The 20,543-nt window shown below is 73.8% G+C and carries 22 protein-coding genes; 11 read left to right on the top strand and 11 right to left on the bottom strand.

What is annotated here, in order from left to right; translation table 11 throughout:
* Positions 1-4: 4 nt before the first annotated feature.
* Positions 5-1,636: an amidohydrolase gene (locus ACZ7FF_RS26500; RefSeq protein ID WP_470814893.1), complete on the bottom strand. Its 1,632-nt coding sequence runs from the start codon at positions 1,634-1,636 to the stop codon at positions 5-7.
* Positions 1,637-1,653: 17 nt separating this feature from the next.
* Positions 1,654-3,156, bottom strand: coding sequence for an APC family permease (locus tag ACZ7FF_RS26495; RefSeq protein ID WP_470814892.1), 1,503 nt, complete (start codon positions 3,154-3,156; stop codon positions 1,654-1,656).
* Positions 3,157-3,278: 122 nt separating this feature from the next.
* Between ACZ7FF_RS26495 and ACZ7FF_RS26490 the strand changes: the two genes are divergently transcribed.
* From ACZ7FF_RS26490 to ACZ7FF_RS26480, 3 genes are read left to right on the top strand one after another with little or no spacing between them, the layout of a single operon-like run.
* Entirely contained in the window at positions 3,279-3,998 is a 720-nt protein-coding gene (locus tag ACZ7FF_RS26490) for a TetR/AcrR family transcriptional regulator (protein WP_470814890.1), read from the top strand.
* A gap of 44 nt (positions 3,999-4,042) precedes the next feature.
* Entirely contained in the window at positions 4,043-4,507 is a 465-nt protein-coding gene (locus ACZ7FF_RS26485; protein WP_470814888.1) for a pyridoxamine 5'-phosphate oxidase family protein, read from the top strand.
* 50 nt (positions 4,508-4,557) lie between these two features.
* Positions 4,558-4,950: a VOC family protein gene (locus ACZ7FF_RS26480; protein WP_470814886.1), complete on the top strand. Its 393-nt coding sequence runs from the start codon at positions 4,558-4,560 to the stop codon at positions 4,948-4,950.
* A 17-nt stretch (positions 4,951-4,967) separates the two neighbouring features.
* Here ACZ7FF_RS26480 and ACZ7FF_RS26475 read toward each other — a convergent pair whose 3' ends face one another.
* Both ACZ7FF_RS26475 and ACZ7FF_RS26470 read right to left on the bottom strand, forming a co-directional pair.
* Positions 4,968-5,270, bottom strand: a complete 303-nt coding sequence (locus ACZ7FF_RS26475; protein WP_470814885.1) for a DUF4235 domain-containing protein — start codon at positions 5,268-5,270, stop codon at positions 4,968-4,970.
* A 28-nt stretch (positions 5,271-5,298) separates the two neighbouring features.
* Entirely contained in the window at positions 5,299-6,315 is a 1,017-nt protein-coding gene (locus tag ACZ7FF_RS26470) for a glutathione S-transferase family protein (protein ID WP_470814883.1), read from the bottom strand.
* 99 nt (positions 6,316-6,414) lie between these two features.
* Here ACZ7FF_RS26470 and ACZ7FF_RS26465 point away from each other — a divergent pair, with 99 nt between their 5' ends.
* The gene (locus ACZ7FF_RS26465; protein ID WP_470814881.1) at positions 6,415-7,476 is read left to right on the top strand and encodes a cation diffusion facilitator family transporter; all 1,062 of its coding nucleotides are present in this window, start codon (positions 6,415-6,417) and stop codon (positions 7,474-7,476) included.
* 304 nt (positions 7,477-7,780) lie between these two features.
* Here the strand turns inward: ACZ7FF_RS26465 and ACZ7FF_RS26460 are convergent, their stop codons facing one another.
* A complete protein-coding gene (locus tag ACZ7FF_RS26460; RefSeq protein WP_470814880.1) occupies positions 7,781-8,230 on the bottom strand; it encodes a nitroreductase family deazaflavin-dependent oxidoreductase in 450 nt (149 codons plus the stop codon).
* 287 nt (positions 8,231-8,517) lie between these two features.
* Here ACZ7FF_RS26460 and ACZ7FF_RS26455 point away from each other — a divergent pair, with 287 nt between their 5' ends.
* Together ACZ7FF_RS26455 and ACZ7FF_RS26450 are read left to right on the top strand one after the other, a co-directional pair.
* Entirely contained in the window at positions 8,518-9,747 is a 1,230-nt protein-coding gene (locus tag ACZ7FF_RS26455) for a cytochrome P450 (RefSeq protein WP_470814878.1), read from the top strand.
* Positions 9,748-9,759: 12 nt separating this feature from the next.
* Positions 9,760-9,960, top strand: coding sequence for a ferredoxin (locus tag ACZ7FF_RS26450; RefSeq protein WP_470814876.1), 201 nt, complete (start codon positions 9,760-9,762; stop codon positions 9,958-9,960).
* Here ACZ7FF_RS26450 and ACZ7FF_RS26445 read toward each other — a convergent pair.
* A complete protein-coding gene (locus ACZ7FF_RS26445; protein ID WP_470814875.1) occupies positions 9,935-10,522 on the bottom strand; it encodes a TetR/AcrR family transcriptional regulator in 588 nt (195 codons plus the stop codon). The genes ACZ7FF_RS26450 and ACZ7FF_RS26445 overlap by 26 nt on opposite strands.
* Before the next feature lie 137 nt (positions 10,523-10,659).
* Here ACZ7FF_RS26445 and ACZ7FF_RS26440 point away from each other — a divergent pair, with 137 nt between their 5' ends.
* Together ACZ7FF_RS26440 and ACZ7FF_RS26435 are read left to right on the top strand one after the other, a co-directional pair.
* A complete protein-coding gene (locus tag ACZ7FF_RS26440) occupies positions 10,660-11,118 on the top strand; it encodes a nuclear transport factor 2 family protein (RefSeq protein WP_470814873.1) in 459 nt (152 codons plus the stop codon).
* Between the two features lie 9 nt (positions 11,119-11,127).
* Positions 11,128-11,655 carry a flavoprotein gene (locus ACZ7FF_RS26435; protein WP_470814872.1) on the top strand — a complete coding sequence of 176 codons (528 nt, stop codon included), beginning with the start codon at positions 11,128-11,130 and terminating at the stop codon, positions 11,653-11,655.
* On the opposite strand, the gene ACZ7FF_RS26430 is transcribed toward ACZ7FF_RS26435, so the two are convergent.
* Together ACZ7FF_RS26430 and ACZ7FF_RS26425 are read right to left on the bottom strand one after the other, a co-directional pair.
* Entirely contained in the window at positions 11,652-12,509 is an 858-nt protein-coding gene (locus ACZ7FF_RS26430; RefSeq protein WP_470814870.1) for a hypothetical protein, read from the bottom strand. The two genes, ACZ7FF_RS26435 and ACZ7FF_RS26430, sit on opposite strands and share 4 nt — an antisense overlap.
* 320 nt (positions 12,510-12,829) lie before the next feature.
* The gene (locus tag ACZ7FF_RS26425) at positions 12,830-13,690 is read right to left on the bottom strand and encodes an endo alpha-1,4 polygalactosaminidase (RefSeq protein ID WP_470814868.1); all 861 of its coding nucleotides are present in this window, start codon (positions 13,688-13,690) and stop codon (positions 12,830-12,832) included.
* Between the two features lie 139 nt (positions 13,691-13,829).
* Here ACZ7FF_RS26425 and ACZ7FF_RS26420 point away from each other — a divergent pair, with 139 nt between their 5' ends.
* On the top strand, positions 13,830-14,798 hold the full coding sequence (locus ACZ7FF_RS26420) for an aldo/keto reductase (RefSeq protein ID WP_470814866.1): 969 nt from the start codon (positions 13,830-13,832) through the stop codon (positions 14,796-14,798).
* Positions 14,799-14,802: 4 nt separating this feature from the next.
* On the opposite strand, the gene ACZ7FF_RS26415 is transcribed toward ACZ7FF_RS26420, so the two are convergent.
* Positions 14,803-15,597: a phytanoyl-CoA dioxygenase family protein gene (locus ACZ7FF_RS26415; RefSeq protein ID WP_470814864.1), complete on the bottom strand. Its 795-nt coding sequence runs from the start codon at positions 15,595-15,597 to the stop codon at positions 14,803-14,805.
* 69 nt (positions 15,598-15,666) lie between these two features.
* Between ACZ7FF_RS26415 and ACZ7FF_RS26410 the strand changes: the two genes are divergently transcribed.
* Positions 15,667-16,560 carry a helix-turn-helix domain-containing protein gene (locus tag ACZ7FF_RS26410; RefSeq protein WP_470814862.1) on the top strand — a complete coding sequence of 298 codons (894 nt, stop codon included), beginning with the start codon at positions 15,667-15,669 and terminating at the stop codon, positions 16,558-16,560.
* 277 nt (positions 16,561-16,837) lie between these two features.
* Positions 16,838-18,754 (top strand): RICIN domain-containing protein, encoded by a 1,917-nt coding sequence (locus ACZ7FF_RS26405; protein ID WP_470814861.1) that lies wholly within the window; start codon positions 16,838-16,840, stop codon positions 18,752-18,754.
* 1 nt (position 18,755) lies between these two features.
* On the opposite strand, the gene ACZ7FF_RS26400 is transcribed toward ACZ7FF_RS26405, so the two are convergent.
* Positions 18,756-19,250: a universal stress protein gene (locus ACZ7FF_RS26400; RefSeq protein ID WP_470814859.1), complete on the bottom strand. Its 495-nt coding sequence runs from the start codon at positions 19,248-19,250 to the stop codon at positions 18,756-18,758.
* A gap of 31 nt (positions 19,251-19,281) precedes the next feature.
* The gene (locus ACZ7FF_RS26395) at positions 19,282-20,532 is read right to left on the bottom strand and encodes an SLC13 family permease (RefSeq protein WP_470815071.1); all 1,251 of its coding nucleotides are present in this window, start codon (positions 20,530-20,532) and stop codon (positions 19,282-19,284) included.
* Positions 20,533-20,543: the final 11 nt, after the last annotated feature.

The following is a 20,543-nucleotide window of genomic DNA, read 5'->3' as shown; positions in this document are numbered from 1 at the left end:
GCGCTCAGGCCCCGGGCGCCGCGTACACCCGCTCACCGCCGACGTAGGTGAGTGCCACGGCCGTCTCCGCGATCGCCTCCGGCGGCCCGGCGAACGGGTCGCGGTCCAGGACGACCAGGTCGGCGAGGGCCCCGACGGCCACCCGCCCGGACTCGTCCAGGTGGTTCACGTACGCCGAACCGGCCGTGTACGCCGTGAGCGCGTCACCGAGGGCCAGCCGCTCGTACGGCAGGAACACCGGCCGTGTGCCCCCGGGTTCGGTCCGGTTGACCGCGACATGGACGCCCTGGAGCGGATCCGGACTGCTGACCGGCCAGTCGCTGCCCGCCGCGAGCCGCGCCCCGGAGCGCAGCAGCGCGCCGAACGGGTACTGCCAGGCGGCCCGTTCGGGCCCGAGGAAGGGGATCGTCAGCTCGTCCATCTGCGGCTCGTGCGCCGCCCACAGCGGCTGGATGTTCGCGGTCGCGCCGAGCCGGGCGAAGCGCGGCACGTCGTCCGGGTGCACGACCTGGAGGTGCGCGAGATGGGGCCGGGTGTCGCTCGGCCCGTTCGCGGTGCGCGCGGCCTCGATCGCGTCCAGCGCGTCCCGTACGGCACGGTCGCCCAGCGCGTGGAAGTGGCACTGGAAGCCGAGCGCGTCCAACTCGGTGACGAACTTGGGCAGTTGTGCGGGGTCGAGGAAGCTCTTGCCCCGGTTGGCCGTGACGCAGCCGCACCGGTCCAGATAGGGGTCGAGCAGGGCGGCCGTGTGGTTCTCGGCGACCCCGTCCAGCATCAGCTTCACGGTGCCCGCGCGGAACCGGCCGTGGCTGAACGCACCTCGCCTCTCCACGAGTTCCGGGATCTGCTCGGCCCCGCGCTCCCGGTCCCACCACAGCGCGCCGACCACCCGCGCGGTGAGGGAACCGTCCCGGGCCGCGGTCAGGTACGCCTCGGCCGGGTCGTCCATGCCGAGGAAGTCGCCGACGAGCGCGTCCTGCCAGGCGGTGATGCCGAGCGCGTGCAGATGCCGCTGGGCGTGCAGCAGCGCGGCCAGCCGGTCGGCCGGGCCCGCGGGCGGGGTGAGCCGGCCGACCAGCTGCATCGCCCCCTCCTGGAGCGTGCCGCCGGGTGCGCCGGACGCGTCCCGCTCGATCCGCCCGTCGGCCGGGTCGGGGGTGTGCCGGTCGATGCCGGCCAGCTCCAGCGCCCGGCTGTTCACCCAGGCACCGTGGTGGTCCCGGTTCGGCAGGTACACCGGCCGGTCCGGGACCACCGCGTCCAGCAGCTCCTTCGTCGGCGTGCCGCCCTCGAACGCCTCCATCGACCAGCCGCCGCCGAGGATCCACTCACGCTCGGGGTGGGCGTCGGCGTAGGCGCGCACGGCGGCCACGGTCTCCTCGGCCGTCGTCGTACCGGACAGATCGCACTGGGACAGCTCGAGACCGGCCGGCACCGGGTGGACGTGCGCGTCCTGGAAGCCGGGCAGCAGCAGCCGTCCGGCCAGGTCCACCACCTCCGTGCGCGGCCCGGCCGGCTCGCGCGGCCCGGCGTGCCCGACGGCGGTGATCCGGTCGCCGGTGACGGCGACCGTGGCCGCGGTGCGGCCCTGCGGGGTGAGGACGAAACCGCCGGTGAAGAGCAGATCAGCGTGCATGATGCCTTTCCTGAAGGTCAGTTGGAAGTGGTGAGGAGCTGCTGGGAGTCGGCGTCGGTGCCTTCTCCGGTGCGGAAGTAGGGCGACCGGCGCACCCACTTCGCCCACGCGGCCACCAGGAACCCGGACCCGATCATCGCCAGCGGCATGAGCAGCAGGAACCAGCCGTTGTCCGCGCGCAGCGCCAGGTGGTCGGTGGAGCGGTAGAACGACCACGCGAGGTAGCCGCCGAGGCCCAGCAGCGCGGCGGCGCTGAGCGTGGGCAGCACCACCGCCCGCACCCCCTGCCACCGGTCCTCGCGCAGCAGCGAACGGAAGCGCACGGCCGCCGCGAGCGCGGTGAGCGCGTACGACAGGGCGACGACGATCCCGACCGCGTTCACGATCGCGTCGATCATGTCGGCCAGCCGCGGGATCACCAGGGCGGCCGCCGCCACCACCGTGGCCAGCGCCCCGATCAGCAGCGTCCCGGCCGCCGGGGTCCCGTAGCGTGCGCTGACCCTGGACCACACCGGTCCGAGGGTACGGTCGCGGCTCATCGCGAACATCCCGCGCGCCGTCGGGATGACACCCGCCTGGAGCGAGGCCACCGCCGAGAACATCAGCGCCACCAGAGGCAGCGCGGCCAGCGGCCGGTCGGCCAGCCGGTCGCCGTAGAACGCCAGGCCCTCCGCGCCGTGCCCCGCCAGCTCGCCCTGCGACAGCACCCGCTGGAAGGCCAGCGAACCCAGCAGGAACAGCCCGAGCATCGTCACCAGGGTGATCGTCCCGGCCCGGGAGGCGTCCCGCGGCTCGCGCACCTCCTCGTTGACGGTGAACGCGGCCTCGAACCCCCAGTAGCAGAACACCGAGAGCACCAGTCCCTGCGCCAGCGCGGTCGCCGAGGGGATCGCGAACGGGTCGAACCAGGAGAGGCTGAAGCGGTGCGGGCCGGTGACGAGGCCGTAGCCGCAGAACCCGAGCAGCACGACGTACTCGAAGACCAGCAGCCCGCTCTGCAGCCGGGCCGCGCTGCGGACCCCGGTCACGGCGGTCAGGGTGACCGCGACCAGGACGAGGATGCCGACCGCCGTGGTCTGCGCGGTCGAGCCGGGGTCGAGGCCGAGCGAGCCGATCCGGTGCAGGCCCGCCTCCCCGGCCAGTTGCAGCACCGCCGAGCCGGTGACCGCCGTGGTGTACGCGAGGAACGCCACGCTGGCCACGATGTTCACCCACCCGACCGTGAAGCCGAGCCAGGGGCTGAGCGAACGGCCCACCCACACATAGCCGTTGCCCGCGTTGGGCTCCACCCGGTTGAGCCGCGAGTAGGCACCGGCGATGCCGAGCACCGGCAGGAACGACAGCAGCATGATCGCCGGCAGGTGCGGGCCGACCACCCCGGCGATCACGCCGAGGCCGATGCCGATGCTGGTGGTCGCGGCCGTGCTGGAGGCCGCCACGGCGACCGTGTCCGACACGCTCAGGGACCTGCGCAGCCCGGGCCGTGCAGGGGGGTCCACTCCGATGGATCCGTCGTTCATGGCCGGCTCTCCGCTCACCGCGGGGCCCGGACGGCCCCGGTGAGCGGACATGAAACTGCCGGGGCACTTAACAGGTCAACGGTGTTGTCATAAGGTGCGGGGCACGTCCCCAGGGAGGCCCCATGAGCGAACGTGTCGTCCCGCCCGCCGATCGCCGGCGCCGCCGCCCCACGAAGCAGGGCGTCGTGCTGTCCGAGGAGCTGATCGTCGGGACCGCGATGCGGCTGATCGAGGAGCACGGCGCCGACGCACTCTCCGTGCGCCGCCTCGGCCGGGCGCTCGGCGCCGACCCCAGCTCGCTGTACCGGTACTTCCGGCACACCGACGACCTGATGCTCGCCGTCGCCGACGAGCTGATCGGCCGTACCCTCGCCACCTGGCGGCCCACCGGCGACTGGGCCGCCGACCTGCGCGACCTCGGCCTGCGCATGCACGCCGGTGCCCTCGCGCACCCCCGTGCGGCCGTGCTGAGCGCCCACCGCGTCACCGGGCGCGCGCACGAGATCCAGGCGGTCGAGAGCATCCTCGGGGTGCTGCGGCGGGCCGGGTTCCCGGATGCCGAGGCGGTGCGGACCTACCACGCGTTCGTCGACCAGGCCCTCGCCTTCGGCGCGCTGGACTCCGCGGGCACCGCCCTGCCCCGGCCCGCACGGGAGGCCGAGGCGGAGGTGTGGCGCGACACCTACGGCAGCCTGTCCGCGGACACCCACCCGCACATCGCGGCCACCGCCCGCCATCTCGTCGCCACCATGCGCGCCAGCTCCTACCCGGCCGCGCTGGAGCTGCTGCTGACCGCCGCGCGGACACGCCTCGACCAGATCCGTGCCAACACGCGGCAATAGAGGCCACACTGGACGGCATTCGTATCCAGAGGAGGCCGAACACCATGACCCCGCCGCCCGCCCGCACCGCCGAGCAGCGCAAGAAGGACACCCTGCACCGGCTGGAGCATGACGTCGACGCCTGGGTCGCCACCGCGGGCCCCGACGGTGCCGCCCCCTACCTCGTGCCGCTGTCCTTCGTCTGGGACGGCGCCGTCCTGCTGATCGCGACCCCCGCCGACAGCCCCACCGGGCGCAATCTCGCCGCCACCGGCAGGGCCCGCCTCGGCATCGGCCCGACCCGGGACGTCGTCCTCGTCGAGGGAGCCGTCCGCGCCGTGACCCCCGAGGAACTGCCCGAGGAGGACGCCGAGGTCTTCGCCGGCAAGACGGGCTTCGACCCGCGCGAACTCGCCACCCCCTACCTCTACTTCACGGTCGTACCCCAGCGCGTCCAGGCCTGGCGGGAGGCGAACGAGCTGCCGGGGCGGGAGCTGATGCGCGACGGACGGTGGCTTCTCGCCGACTGAATCCGGGGGCCCGGGATATCCGCAGGGGGAGGACATCCCCGGGAGGAAACATGGCACTGGTGAAAGCGGGCGTCGTGGTACTGGACTGCTCCGAGCCCGAGAAACTGGCCGAGTTCTACAGGGAGTTGCTGGAGGGGGAGCAGACGCGCGCGTCGGCCAACCTGGTGGAGATCCGGGGCGCCGACGGCGCGCGGCTGGCCTTCCGCCGGGACGTGAACGCCACCCCGCCCAGCTGGCCGCGCCCCGAGAACTCCCTCCAGGTCCACCTCGACTTCCTGGTCGAGGACCTGGACGAGGCCGAGCGCCGGGTCGTGGGACTCGGCGGCCGGCCGATCGAGACCAAGGACGCGGCGGGGCCGTACGAGGAACGCGGCTACGCCGACCCCGCCGGGCACTCCTTCACCCTGCGCCTGGTGCCGACGCCGGCACCCAAGCAGGGCTGAGCACGGCACTCACGCCCTCAGTCCCGGCCCTTCTCGTCGGCCACCGGCCACATACCCGTCGACCGGGCGATGGCCTTGGCGCCGGTGCGGTCCACGGCGCTGCGCACCACCGCGAAGATGGCGCCCTGGACCGCCGCGGCCAGCAGGATCTCGCCCCAGCCGCGGTCCCGGTCCAGGGCGTCGGGCGCGTCCTCCTCATGCCGTATCGCCATCCACGCCTTCTGGAAGGCGAGACCGGCCAGCGCGCCGCTCGCCCAGCTGAGGACGAACCCGATCGGCTGGTAGACGAGCGGTAGTTTCTTCTTCTTCGTCTTGGACATGTGTGACTACTTCCTCGTCAGGTGGTCCTCATGCGGCCCGTCCCGGAGCAGCCACTCGTTCGCCGGGAGGCACCGGCCCCGGGGGCGTCCCCTCGCCGAACGGCCGGCCGCCCAGCTCCTCGCGGTGGTGCGGGCTCAGCCAGCCGGCCAGATCGGGGCCGAGCGGGACGATCGCGGTGGGGTTGATGCCGGTGTGCACCTGGTAGTAGTGCCGCTTGATGTGGTCGAAATCGACCGTGTCGCCGAAGCCGGGCGTCTGGAACAGGTCCCGCGCGTACGCCCACAGCACCGGGTGCTCGGCCAGCTTCCAGAGGTTGCACTTGAAGTGGCCGTGGTAGACCGGGTCGAACCGGACCAGCGTGGTGAACAGCCGGATGTCCGCTTCCGTGAGGGTGTCACCGACCAGATACCGCTGTCCGGCCAGCCGGTCGGCGATCAGTTCCAGCCGCCGGAAGACGCCCGCGCACGCCTCCTCGTACTCCTCCTGGTGCGTGGCGAACCCGGCCCGGTACACGCCGTTGTTGACGTCCCGGTAGACGTCCGCCATCACTGAGTCGATCTCGTCGCGCAGGCCCTCCGGGTACAGGTCGGGCGCGCCGTCGCGGTGCAGCGCCCGCCACTCGGTGGCCAGGTCCAGGGTGAGCTGCTGGTAGTCGTTGGTCACCAGCCGTCCGCTCGGCACGTCCACCACCGCGGGCACGCTCACCCCGCCCGGGTAGCCGGTCTCGCGCCGGTCGTAGGCCTCGCTCAGATGGCGGATGCCGAGCACCGGGTCCCGGCCGTCCGGGTCCAGGGTGAACCGCCAGCTGCGGTCGTCCTGGATCGGGTCGGTGACCGCCATCGGCAGCGCGTCCTCCAGGCCGAGCAGGCGGCGGGAGACCACCGCCCGGCTCGCCCAGGGACACGCCCGGGACACCACCAGCCGGTAGCGCCCCGCCTCGACCGGCCAGCCGTCCCGGCCGTCGGCGGTGATCCGGTCCCGGAAGTGGCTCCGGGACCGGCTGAACGTCTTGTGGCCGTAGGCGCTGTTGCCGTCGCCGCCCATGTCTCCTCCTCGCCTCCCAGGGGGCCTCGGGCAACCGCGTTCCCCGTTTTCCGCCGCCCGCACGGTGTGATCCGCCCGCTCGGGGGCAGTCGGCGATGGGTGAGCGGGACATCCTCGGAACGGGAGCCGGCCGCGCGGGCGGCCGAGGACGGCGGTACGACGGGCGAGCGCGCCTCGGCGGCGCGCCGCGGACGAAGGCACCGGGGGGACCCCGACGGGGACCGGCACACCAAGGTCACCGTCCTGGTGGCGCTCGGCGCCAATCTGCTGATCGCCGCGGCCAAGGCCGTCGGCGGGGTCGTCGCGGCCTCGCCCGCGCTGCTGTCGGAGGCCGCGCACTCCGTGGCGGACAGCTTCAACGAGGTGTTCCTCCTGACCGCCCTGCGCCGCAGCCGCCGTCCCCCGGACCGACGGCACCCCTTCGGCTACGGCAAGGAGCGCTTCTTCTGGTCCCTGCTCGCGGCCGTCGGGATCTTCGTCATGGGCGGCTGCTTCTCCTTCTTCCAGGGCTTCGAGGCGCTGCGCGAAGGCACCCAGGAGAAGTTCACCGGCTATGTGGTGGGCCTGATCGTGCTCGGCGTGGCGCTGCTGGCCGAGGGCGGCTCGCTGCTGCGGGCGCTGCACCAGGTGCGACGGCAGGGCGGCGGCCTCGGCGCGCTGCGCGATCCGGCCCTGCGCACGGTGGTCGCCGAGGACGGCACGGCGGTGCTCGGCGTGAGCCTCGCGATCGTCGGCATGGCCCTGCACATGGTCACCGGACAGGTCGCCTGGGAGGCGTCGGCCTCCCTCGCGATCGGTGTGCTGCTGGTGTACGTCGCCTACCGGCTGGGCCGCGACGCCCGCGACCAGCTCATCGGTGAGGCCGCCGACCCGGAGCTGACCGGCAGGATCCGCTCGCTGCTGCGGGCGCAGCCGGAGATCGACAGCGTCGAGGCGATGTTCACGATGAAGCTGGGGCTCGACTCCATGCTGGTGGCCGCCCGGATCGACCTGGCGCCGGGTCTGGACAGCGAGCGGGTCGAGGAGGTCGCGGTCCGAATCAAACGGTCCCTCGCCGACATGTTCCCCGAGGCCGACCAGATCTTCCTGGACGTGACCGACCGGCCGGCGGAAGAGGCGGCAAAAAGCCCCGCCGCGACGGGGGAACGCGGCGGGACCTGACGCCCGCTTGCCCACCCCGGGCGGGGTTCACACCTCCCCGGCACAGATTTTTCCGGAACTCGGCGGACCCGGCCCCGAACCGGCCGGGAACCGGCGTCGGCCGGGCCTGGTGCACGCCGTGCGCCGGCCGGTGTTTCCGGCCTCCGACGGAGCCGCCGCCCTGCCGCGGCAGGTCATGCCGCCGGGCCCGGACGGAGCAACGGGATCCGGCCGGGCCCGGCAGCCGGATCGAGCCACACCCCGCCCGGGGGTCGTGCACGGTTCGAGCCGGGAGCCGGGAGCCCCGCGGTGCGGCCCGGCCCGGTCAGCCGGCTTCGACGGGCTCCAGCACGAAGACCGGGATCTCCCGCGACGTCTTCTCCTGGTACTCGGCGTACGGGGGATACGCCGCCACCGCGCGGTCCCACCACCGGGCCTTCTCCGCCCCGGTGACCTCGCGGGCCCGCATGTCGCGCCGCTCCGCACCGTCCTGCAGCTCGACGTGCGGATCGGAGGTGATGTTGAAGTACCAGACCGGGTGCTTCGGGGCGCCGCCCTGGGAGGCGACCACCGCGTACCGGCCGTCGTGCTCCACCCGCATCAGCGGCGTCTTGCGGATCTTCCCGCTCTTCGCGCCCCTGCTGGTCAGGATGATGACCGGCAGTCCGGTGTCCAACAGTGTGGTTCCCTTCGTCCCGCCGGAGCTCTCGTACAGCTCGACCTGCTCGCGCACCCACTGCTGCGGGCTGGGCTCGTACTCGCCCTCAAGAGGCATGGGATCCGTCCCCTTCGTCGGTCCAACGGCTGTCCGCCACCGCACTCCAACGCCGGTGGCCGCCTGATTCATCCGTACCGTGCCTCCTGTCCGCCGACCGGGTGGTTACTCCCGGCCGTCGTGTCGGCCGAACGGACGGCACTGGCCGGATCCGGATCCCGCGAGCTCTGCACTTCGGCCAGATCGGGCGGATCATTGAAGTGGCCGAACTTGCCGTCGACCCATAGATGCCTGGGGCATCTAATGAAGATCGGCACGACGCACCTCTTCGTCTGCGAGGTCTTTCCATGACGGAACTGACGGACATCACCGGTCCGGCGACCCCGGCCGATCCCGTCGCCTTCCCCCAGGACCGCACCTGCCCCTACCACCCGCCCACCGGGTACGACCCGCTGCGCGACGGGCGAGCCCTGTCCCGCGCCACCCTGTACGACGGCCGTGAGGTCTGGCTGGTCACCGGCCACGCCACCGCCCGCGCGCTGCTCGCCGACCACCGTCTGTCCTCCGACCGCCGCCGTCCCGGCTTCCCCGTGCCCACGGCGCGCTTCGCGGGCGTACGCGACCGCCGGGTGTCCCTGCTCGGGGAGGACGACCCCGAGCACCAGAGGCAGCGACGGATGATGATCCCGTCGTTCACCGTCAAACGCGCGACCGGGCTGCGGCCCACCATCCAGCGGACCGTGGACGGGCTGCTGGACCGCATGACCGAGCAGGGCCCGCCCGCCGAACTGGTCTCCGCCTTCGCGCTGCCCGTGCCGTCGATGGTGATCTGCGGCCTGCTCGGGGTGCCGTACGCCGACCACGAGTTCTTCGAGGAGCAGTCCCGCAGGCTGCTGCGCGGCCCGACGGCCGCAGACACCCAGCGGGCCCGCGAACGGCTGGAGGAGTACCTCGGCGGGCTCATCGACGAGAAGTCGAAGGAGCCGGGGCCCGGCGACGGCGTCCTGGACGACCTCGTCCACCAGCGGCTGCGCGAGGGCACGATGGAGCGCGCCGAGGTCGTCTCGATGGCCGTCATCCTGCTGGTCGCGGGCCACGAGACCACCGCCAACATGATCTCCCTCGGCACCTACACGCTGCTGCAGCACCCCGAGCGGCTGGCCGAGCTGCGCGCCGACCCGGCGCTGCTGCCCGACGCCGTCGAGGAGCTGATGCGGATGCTGTCCATCGCGGACGGCCTGGTGCGGGTGGCGCTGGAGGACATCGAGGTCGCCGGAACCACGATCCGGGCCGGCGACGGCGTGTTCTTCTCCACCTCGGTGATCAACCGTGACCCGTCCCGGTACGCAGAGCCCGACGCCCTGGACTTCCACCGCCCCACCCGCCACCACGTGGCCTTCGGCTTCGGCATCCACCAGTGCCTGGGCCAGAACCTGGCCCGCGCGGAACTGGAGATCGCCCTCGGCAGCCTGCTTGCGCGGCTGCCCGGACTGCGGCTGGCGGCCCCCGCCGAGAAGATCCCGTTCAAGCCCGGCGACACGATCCAGGGGATGCTGGAACTCCCCGTGACCTGGTAAGAGGCCCTGCTCATGCACATCGAGATCGACAAGGACCGGTGTATCGGCGCGGGGCAGTGCGCGCTGGCCGCGCCCGGCGTCTTCACCCAGGACGACGACGGCTTCAGCATGCTGCTGCCGGGCCGGGAGGACGGCGGCGGCGACCCGATGGTCCGCGAGGCGGCCCGCGCCTGCCCGGTGAGCGCGATCAGCGTGAAGGAGACGGCGGGCTGAGCCGGTCCCGGCCTGCGGCCGCCATGAGCGCCCGGGCGGCGTCCCGGGCCTCGGCCGCCGGCCGGGTGCTCCCGCTGACACCCGCCGTGACCATGGCGCCCTCGGCCAGCAGGAAGAGCGGGCCGGTCAGCGCGGCGGGCAGGCCGGCCGCGTCGACGAGCGAGGCGAGGTAGTCCCGGAACGCCTCCTTGTGGGCGCGCACCTCCCGCGCCACCAGGGCCGAGGTGGCGCCGAGTTCGCCGTGGGCGTTGATCCAGGCGCACCCGCGGAAGCCGTCCTCGCCGAACCACGCCTCCAGCCAGTCGAACACGGCCGGGATCCGCTCCCGCGCGTCCGGCTGCCGCTCGACGTGCTCGGCCAGGCGGCCGCGCCAGCGCTCGTCCCGCCGTCCCAGATAGGCCGCGACGAGCTGCTCCTTGGCGGGGAAGAGCTGGTAGAGGCGCTTGAGCGAGACGCCGGACGCACCCCGCAGCTCGTCCATCCCCACGGACTGCACACCGCGGGCGTAGAACAGCTCCTCCGCGGCGTCGAGCGCCCTCTCCCTGGCTATCGCGCTGTCCACGGCGGCACCACCACTCCTTGACGTGAGAACGAGCGTTCTCCTACCGTAGCAGCCACCCGGAGAACGAGCGTTCTCCTACCGTAGCAGCCACCCGGAGAACGCTCGTTCTCCGGTCTCGCGCGACCTGAGGAGAAGAGATGGCCGACCGTCCGCCCCTGCCGCCGTTCACCGCCGAGACCGCCGCCCGTAAGGTCCAGGCCGCCGAGGACGCCTGGAACACCCGGGACCCGCACAAGGTGGCGCTCGCCTACTCCGAGGACTCCGTGTGGCGCAACCGCGACACCTTCGTCACCGGCCGTGCCGGGATCGTCGAGTTCCTGACCGGCAAGTGGGAGCGGGAGCTGGAGTACGCGCTGCGCAAGGACCTGTGGGCCTTCGAGGGCAACCGCATCGCCGTCCGCTTCCAGTACGAGTCCCGGGACACCGGCGGCCGGTGGTGGCGCTCCTACGGCAACGAGCTGTGGGAGTTCGACGAGCACGGCCTGATGACCCGGCGCGAGGCCAGCATCAACGACGTGCGCATCGAGGAGGGGCAGCGACGCATCCACGGCCCCCGCCCGGAGGCCGAGCGAGGTGAGTCCTTCCCGCTTCAGTAGGGTTCCCCGATGACCCCGCGGAAGCCCTTCCTCTACGTAGTCGTCTGCGCGGCCGGCATCGCCGCCGGCGTCAGCAAGCTGGTCACGGCCGCCCAGGAACGTTCCTGGGAGGTCGGTGTCATCGCCACACCGGTCGCGATGGGCGGCTTCTTCGACACCGCGGCCGTCGAGGCGCAGACCGGCCGCCCCATCCGGTCGGCGTGGCGCTCACCGGCCGACCCGCGCCCGTTCCCGGCGCCCGACGCGGTGGTGGTCGCGCCCGCCACCTTCAACACCGTCAACAAGTGGGCCGCGGGCATCGCCGACACCCTCGCCCTCGGCACCCTGTGCGAGGCCCCGGGCCTCGGTGTGCCGGTCGCCGTGCTGCCCTGTGTGGCGGACGCGCTGGCCGCCCATCCCGCCTATCGGGACAGCCTGACGCGGCTGCGCGGGATGGGCGTCCGCTTCGGTGCCCCGTACTCCGGGGAGCCCCTGCCGGACGGACGGCGCCCGGAGTTCCCCTGGGAGAGCGCCCTGGACCTGCTGGAGCGGCACTAGCCGCAGGTCAGCGTCGGTCCCGCCACCATGCCGCCGGTGTAGAGCGCCTGCCCGTCGGGCATCCAGTAGCCGAGCTTCGACACCACCGTGGAGCACCGGGACCCGACGGTGACCCGCACCTCCACCTTCTCCGGGTGGCCGGGCTGCAGTTCGGTCAGCGCGCAGTCCAGGGAGTGCCCCCGCCGGGTCCTCGCCGGGTACCGGCCGACCAGCGGGTTCACGCAGCGGGCGTCCGACGTGGAGATGCGCACACCGGTGCCCGCCTCGCCGATCAGCCCGAAGCGCGCACTGCCGTCGCCCTCGGTGCTGTCCCGGCGGATCGTGTAGGTCAGCGTGGTCGTGGCGCCCCGGCGCAAGGTCGTCCGGTCCACGGTGACGGCGTGCGTGGGCTTCGCCCTGGGGGCGGTCAGCGACAGGGTGGCCTGGACCGTGCCCTGGAGGTCGACCCCCGCGGGCGCCGACCGCACCCGCACGGTGGCGGTGATGTCGTAGGTGCCGGGCCCCGGGTACTCGCCCGAGCCGGGCAGGGTCCCGGCGGCGAGCGTCCGCCCGGTCCGCCGTGCCGTCCAGGTGCCGGTGGTGCGGCAGGTGTACCTGACCCGGGTGCCGGCCAGGCCGCAGGCGGCCGGCGCGGAGACCGCCAGCTGGGGGCCGCCGCTGCCCGCGCACAGACTGACCAGGGCGTGCTGGCCGTACCCGCCGTGCAGGACCCCGGCGGTCGCGCACAGCGTGGCCGGCTCCTCGGCCTTCGGTGCGTGCGCGGCGGCGGGCCCGGCCCAGGCGGGGGTGACGAGGGCCAGGGGCAGCAGCGCCGCCCCGGCCAGGGCTCTCAGGGTGGTCGGACGTGTCGGCACCGCGTTCCTCCCGGGCGGCCGTGACCGGCCGGGCGCCGGTCGCCTGCGCAGAGGATGATCCGACGGTACGACCATCCGCCGGACCCCACGCCGGGCGGTCACCTGGGGGCAGCAACCGGTACGCCCCGTCGCGCGCCGGTCGGTCGCGGCGCTGGGGCCTGTCTGACCACTCCCGTCTGCCGCGCGACGCCATGCACGCACGCTCGTCGCGCCGGTCCCAGACCCGAGTACGTCCGGTACGAGGGCCTGGGGCCGACACACTGCGCTCGGCGGCCGGCCGCCGATCACCCGACGGTCACCGAAGTCATGACCGGGTACACCTAGCGCACCGCGCGGACGTATCCCGCGCTGCCCGGGGTGGAGACGTCCCGGTCCCGGCGGACGATGCTCAGCCGGCCGCCCCAGTGGGCGAGGGCCTTGCGCAGGCCGCCCGCGGTGTACTCGATGTCCACGACCCGGTCGTCGAACGCCTTCGCGTACACGTCGCACTCGTCGTACTGCCCGCACTCCTCCGTCACCGCGAAGTCCAGTCCCGCCTGGCGGCGCCGGCCGGCCAGTTCGGCGGTGTTCTTCTGCGCGATGGCCAGGTGCCGGGCGTGCGCGTGCCGGGAGAGCAGGGTCATGAACGCGGTCGCGTCGGCCGCGGTGAGCAGCCCGTGGGAGCGCGTGTAGCTGTCGTAGTTGTCCGGTTCGACGGCGTCGAAGCCCTTGCGCGCGCAGCCGTCGGTCCACCCGTTCACCCGCTCGGCCACCCGCTGCCGCTTGGCCGGGGTGCCGATGTCGAGCAGCGGCTCGTTCCAGTCCTCGTCGATGACGACCTTGCCGTGCGCGTCGCGCAGCAGCAGGTCGGCCGGCCACGAGGAGCGCTCGGCGGGCTGGGCCTGGAAGGCGTTGACGTAGCAGATGTTGTACAGGCCGGGCGCGGGGGAGTCGGAGCGGTCGCGGCTGACGATCCGCACGCCCGCCGGGGGCGGATAGGCGCCGCCGATCTGGTAGTCGAACCCGGCGTGCCGCGGCGGCAGGCGCACCGCCCCCTGCTTCGGCGAGCCGTCCGCCTTCCCGCCGTCCTCGGCTCCGGAGGAGCAGCCGCCCAGGACCGACACGGCGGCGGTCAGGGCGAGCACTGCGGCGCCGGCGGCCCGCGCGGGACCCGCGGCGCGGAGAACACCCTTGGGGGGCAAGTCCGCTCCATCCTGCCCACGCCGGGCGGCGCGGCACGTGTCAGGATCAAATCGTCCGCACACTTCGACCGTCAAGTCGCCCCGGGCCACGTCGTAGGCTCGGCACCGACCACCCGTCCCGAAGGCAGGAGCAGCAACGATGCAGTACGTGAAGCTCGGTTCGACGGGCCTGGACGTCTCGCGAATCTGTCTGGGCTGCATGACCTACGGACTGCCGGACCGCGGTACGCACGAGTGGACCCTCGACGAGGAGGCTTCCCGTCCGCTCATCCGGCAGGCGCTGGAGGCGGGCATCAACTTCTTCGACACCGCCAACGTCTACTCCGACGGCACCAGCGAGGAGATCGTCGGCAAGGCCCTGCGCGAGTACGCCGACCGCGACGAGATCGTGCTGGCCACGAAGGTCAACGGCCGCATGCGGCCGGGCCCCAACGGCGCCGGACTGTCCCGCAAGGCCATCCTGGCCGAGATCGACCACAGCCTGCGCCGGCTCGGCACCGACCACGTCGACCTCTACCAGATCCACCGCTTCGACCACGCGACCCCCGTCGAGGAGACGATGGAGGCGCTGCACGACGTGGTCAGGGCGGGCAAGGCCCGCTACATCGGGGCGAGTTCCATGTACGCGTGGGAGTTCGCCAAGCTCCAGTACACGGCGGAGCGGCACGGCTGGACGACGTTCGTGTCGATGCAGAACCACTACAACCTGCTCTACCGCGAGGAGGAGCGGGAGATGCTGCCGCTGTGCGCGGACCAGGGTGTCGGCGTGCTGCCGTGGAGCCCGCTCGCCCGGGGGCGGCTCACCCGCGACTGGGGCACGGTCACCGAACGCAGCGCGAACGACAACTTCGGCAGCCGCCTCTACCTGGAGGGCGACCGCTCCATCGTCGAGGCCGTCACCCGGATCGCCGGCGACCGGGGCGTGCCGCGCGCCCAGGTGGCCCTCGCCTGGCTGCTGCACCAGGGCACGGTGGCCGCGCCGATCGTCGGCGCCGGCAAACCGCGGCACATCGAGGACGCGGTGGCCGCCGTCGAACTCCGCCTGACCGACAAGGAGATCGAGGAACTGGAGCAGCACTACACCCCGCGCGCCATCAGCGGCCACTGACCGGTCAGTGGGGTCCGTGCGGCGCGAACGCGGTGCCGCACGGACCGGCACCCCCGCTCTTTGGCAGCGCCACCCGCGCACCGGACATCGTCAGCGTCCGGTAGTACGCCCCGACGCGCTCCGCCGAGCGGCCCACGTAGTGCCCGATGAAGGAGCGCCGGAACCGGTCGGCGCTGCGGTTGGGGCCGGAGCCGTGCACCAGGCTCCCGTTGAAGAAGAGCACGTCACCCGGCGCCAGGTCCACCGGCACCGGGGCGAGCCCGGGCGGCGGCGGCACGTACTCGCGGGCGAACGACAGCTCCTCGTCCGCCACTTCCGGGCAGAACAGGCCCATCCGGTGGGTGCCGGGGACCACTTCGAGGCCTCCGTTGTCCCGGTCGACGGGCTCGCACGCCACCCACGCGGCCACACAGGTGCCCGGCTCGGCCCGCAGGTAGAAGTTGTCCTGGTGCAGCGCCTGTCCCCGGGCCCCCGGCGGCTTGAAGTAGAACATGCTCTGCGCGGCCAGCACCTCCTCCCCGAACAGCGCCTCCAGCACCGCCCGCAGCCGGGCGTCCAGGAGGAACTCCCTTGCCACGACGCTGATCTCGTGCGGATGCATCACCCGGGGGTGGCGGCGCAGCGGGTCGGGATCGGCCGGGTCGGGCGCGAAGTGCCCCGGCACCGGACCGGCCGCGTGCAGCGCCGCGAAGGCCGCGCACAGCCGGCCGACCTCGTCGTGCCCGAACAGGCCGCGCACGACGGCGTACCCGTCCTCCTCGAACCGCCGCACGGTGGCGCCGATGTCCGTGGCCGTCATGGTCCGCTCCTCGTACGGGTACGCCTCGGTCTGCCACGCTAGGCCGGCGCCCCCGACGGGAGGATGCCCATGGGTGCTGAGGGTCTGCCCGTGACCGCTGCCGCGGGTGATCCGTCCCCGCCGCCGGGACTGGTGGTGACCGGGCGCTACGACCAGGGTCCGGACTACGGCGTCAACCGTCCCCGTGGAGCCGCCAGTTGGCTGTTCACGTTCACCACGGGCGGACGCGGGCTGATCCGGCAGGGCGGCGCCCGGGCGGAGGCGGACGCCGGGCGGCTGGTGGCGCTCGCACCCGGTGTCGGCCACCGTTACGCCGTCGCGCCCGGCGCCGGCCGGTGGCGCTTCTGGTGGACGCACTGCCAGGCCCGGCCGTCGTGGGCGCCCTGGCTCGCCCCGTACGCCGTCGCCGACGGCCTGTACGCGGTCGAGCCCGTACCCGGCGCCCTGCTCGGCCGGATCGAGGCGGCGTTCGCCCGGATGCTCGCCGACGCCCGCCGGCCGGGCGTGGGCGCGCCGGGCGGCCCGGACCCGGTGGCCGTGGCCCAGGGCAGCCTGGCACGGGAACTCGCCCTGTGCGCACTGGAGGAGGTCGTCCTGCTGGCCGTCTCCGGCACCCGGCGGCCCGCCCGGCGGGCGGCCGCCGACGCCCGGGTGCGCCGCGCCGGGGAACTGATCGCCGCCGACCCCGGCGCCCCGCACACCGTCCGCTCGCTCGCCGGGAGCGTCGCGCTGTCCCCGTCCCGGTTCGCGCACCTGTTCACCCAGGAGACCGGAAGTCCCCCGATGCGCGCCCTGCGCGAGGCCCGGCTGCGGCACGCGGCCCGGCTGCTGGAGGCCACCGACCTGACGGTGGCACGGGTCGCCGCCGCCTCCGGATTTTCCAGTCCCTTTCACTTCAGCCGGCTCTTCCACCAGCGCTACGGCGTGCCGCCGGGCGCCTACCGGGCGGGCGAACGGCAGTAATTGGAAGAAAGGGCCGCCCTTGACAAAGTGTCAATACAAAAGGCCTCGCGGGCAATGCCGAAAATCGAGGGATCACTTGTTCATACATGCGCGACTGTGCAAAAGTGTGGGCTGTCGGCGCGCAGGCACATCACATTCCCGCTGTATGCGCCAGGCGCTCCCCGTACACCCTCCACGCTTCAAAAGAGCCGCTCAGGTGGACGTTCGAGCTGCCCGCCACCCTGCCCATACCCGTTGGTACGGACTAATTACGAGCCGCGTCCGGAGGAATACAGCCGTGAAAGAGGAAGGCCCGTCGGACGAGCAGTTGAGCGCCGAACTGCAGAAGTGGACGGGCTCGGCACCGGCGCTCCATCCGGTCGGTGAACTCCTCGACCGGCACTGGGAAGCGGCCTTCGCCTATGCCCGGCTGTGCACGAACGGGCCGCGCGCCGCCGGCATGCTCACCACCGCCGCGTTCACCCGGCTCTTCGGCGAATCCCTGCGTCAGGTCGGCCCGAACGCGGCCTGGCGGCCCCAGGTGCTCGTCGCCGTCCGCCGTATCGCCGCCGAGTGGGACACCGACGGCCGCCGGGAGCTCCTCCACCCCGCCCTGCGGCCGGACGGCGCCGGCGAGCGTGCCACCGCCCGGCTGCTGCCCCCGCCGGAACGCCGGCTGCTGTCCCGCGCCTTCCAGCTGATCCCCCAGGCCTCCCGCGCCGTGCTGTGGCACGTCGAGGTCGAGGCCGAACCCCTCGCCGTACCAGCGGCGTTGCTCGGGCTGGACGAGGAGGAGGCCCGCGTCGAACTGCGCCGGGCCCGTGAGCGACTGCGCGAGGAGTGCCTCCACGTGCACCGCGAACTCGCCCCCGAGGCCGAGTGCCGCAGCTACCAGCGCATGCTCGACGTGACCTTCCGGCGCGGCGGGACCGACGTCGACCCGGACCTCCGGCAGCACCTGGTCGGCTGCACGCACTGCCGGCGCACCGCCGACCAACTCGCCCGGTTCAACGACGGACTCGGCCTCGCCCTCGCCGAGGGGGTCCTCGGCTGGGGCGCACGCGACTACGTGGAGTCCCGGGCGGACCGCACGGCCGTGCCCGCCGAGCCGGCCCCGGCCCCGCAGGCCGTGGCACCCCCCTCCGGCGAGCCCTTCGTCTCCGCCGCACCCGCCACCGGATCGCCCCGCACCGCTGCCGCCCCGCCCCGCGGGGCCCCTTCCCCCGGCGGCGCGGATCCGCACGGCACGGACCGCCCCGGCGCGTCTTCCCGCCGAACCACCCCGCCCACCGGCGCGGGTCCGCAGGGCACCGGCCGCCCCGGCACGCCCTCCCGCCGGGCCGCCTCGCCGCGTTCCGCCCACCGCGCCGCCCGCCGGGCACGGCGCCGCAACCTCGCGGCGGCCGTGGTCACCGTGAGCGGTCTGGTCGTACTGCCCCTGGTGCTGTGGGCGGTGCTCGGTCCGGGCGACGACCCGGGCCCCGGCTCGGCCGCCACCCCCTCCCGGACCCCGGGCAAGGGCTCCGCGACCCCGGGTGCGTCCTGGGCCGGTGCCGGTGCCCCGGGACAGGGCGCCGTACAGGGCCGGCTGCACAACCTCGCCTCGGGACTCTGCATCGGCGTCGTCGGCGGGAAGGCCGTCCAGGGCGCCGAGACCGAACTCGCCACCTGCTCCACGACGCCGGGCCAGCAGTGGCGCTACGAGACGGACGGACTGCTGCGCAACGTCTCCGCCCCCGAACTGTGCCTGGACTCCCAGCTCGGCTACTCGGTCCGCCTCGCCCCCTGCACCGCCACCGGCGCGGCCGCCAAGGACATCCGCTACGACTTCACCCTCCAGGGCGCGCTGGTGCCGCGCTGGAACCAGGACCTGGCCCTCGCCCCGGCCGCCACCGACGGCTCCGGCGCCCTCGTCGTCAAGAACCGTGCCCCCGGCTCCGCCCAGCGCTGGTCCGTCGACACCGCCAAGCCCGATCTGCGGATGCAGAACGTCAACTGGGACAGCCGCAGCGGCACATCACCGGCCCCCACCACCAGGCGCCCCACCCCGACGGCCACGGCCGCCACGCCCAAGGCGTCCGGGACCCCGTCACCGGCCCCCAGCCCGACGGCCACCACGCCCCCGGCACCCTCCGCCACCTACGACCCCTGCTCCCAGTACCCGTACCACTGCGACGGCGGCGGAGGCTGGGGAGGCGGCCGCCACCACCGCTGACTCAGGGGTGGTGGTGCGGCGGCGGGGGCGGGATCGTCGCGAGGCCCGGGGCGGGTTCGGGCCACACCAGCAGCACCGGACAGGGCGCGTGGTCGACGGCGAACCGGACGTGCGGGCCGAGACTGCGCGGCCCGAGCCGGGACCGGTCCCCGTCCCGCGCGAGCACCAGCAGGTCGGCCCCCTCGGCCGCCCCCACCACCTCCCGCTCGACCCGGCCCGAGCGCTCCTCACGCTCGCAGGGCCGGCCCAGCCGCTCGGCCGCCGCGTCGAGCAGTTCGGCCGCCGAACTCCCGCCGAGCGCCTCCAGCAGGTCGCCCGGATCGCGCTCGCGACGGCCCCGGCCCAGCAGCCCGGCGAACGCGCCGTGCGCCACCTCGGGCACGTCCGGACCGCTGACGTGCAGCAGCACCACCTCCGCCGCCTCGGGCGCATGGGCGCGCACCGCGTCCACACAGGCGGGCCAGGTGCCCTCGACGAGCCAGGCGATCACACGCATCCGGTCGGCCTCCCTCGGCCCGCAGCCACCGTCAGAAAACCTGCAGGGACCCCCACAGTGCCACCACCGACACCGCGAGGGAGGACGGCACGGCGAGCAGGCCCAGCCTGGTGAACTCCCCGAGGTCCACGCCGTGCTCGTGCTGGTGCACGATCCGCCGCCACAGCAGCGTGGCCAGCGACCCCGCGTAGGTCAGGTTGGGGCCGATGTTCACCCCGAGCAGCACCGCCAGCACCGCGCCCGGACCCGCCGGAGCCGTGAGCGGCAGCAGGACCAGCACCGCGGGCAGGTTGTTGATGAGGTTCGCCAGTACGGCGGCCAGCGCCGCGATCCCGAGCAGCGCCGGCAGCCCGGTCCCGCCCGGCAGCACCCGCCCGAGCACGCCCGCGAGCCCGTTGTCGACGACGGCCCGGACCACGATGCCCAGCGCCAGCACGAACGCCAGGAACGTTGGGGCCGCCGCCCGGACCACGGTCAGCGGTGTCGCCCTGCGCCGCAGCAGCGCCCGCCCGGCCAGCACCAGCGCGCCGGCCGCGGCGACCCAGGCGGGCTGCACGCCGAACGCCGAGGCCACCACGAACCCGGCCAGCGTGCAGCCCACGGTCACCAGCGCGAACACGGGCAGCCGGGGAGCCTCGCCGGTGTCCCGGCCCGGCGCCGCCGCCGCGAGGTCACGGGCGAAGAACCCCCGGAACACGGCGTACTCGACGCCGATCGCCAGCAGCCACGGCAGCGCCATCAGCGCGGCGAACCGGGTGAAGCTCAGCCCGCTCGCCGCGAACGCCAGCAGGTTCGTCAGATTGGACACCGGCAGCAGCAGCGAGGCGGTGTTCGACAGATGGGTGCAGGCGTACACATGCGGCTTGGGCCGTACGCCCGTCCGCGCGGCCGTGGCGAAGACCACCGGCGTGAGCAGCACGATCGTGGCGTCCAGGCTGAGCACGGCCGTGATGGCGGAGGCGAGGACGAAGACCGCCGTCAGCAGCCGCACCGGGCGCCCCGCCGCCCACCGGGCCATCCACGCCCCGCACGCCTGGAACAACCCCTCCACGTCACAGAAGTGGGCGAGCACCAGCACGGCCGCGAGGAACCCGATCACCGGCCCGAGCTGCTGGGCCTCGGCCCGGGCGTGGTCGAGCGGGATCGCGCCGGTCACGATCGCGACGGCGGCGGCCGGGACGGCCAGCACCGCCTCCGGCCACCCGAAGGGCCGGACCACGGCCCACGCGAGGACGGCGGCGAGCAGCACGGCGGACAGTGCTTCGGCGAGCGGGGTGTTCAGGGCGGGTCCCT

Source organism: Streptomyces sp. NPDC037126 (genome assembly GCF_055605965.1).
The sequence above is the reverse complement of the archived record's forward strand: the minus strand, read 5'-3'. Positions and strand labels throughout refer to the sequence as shown.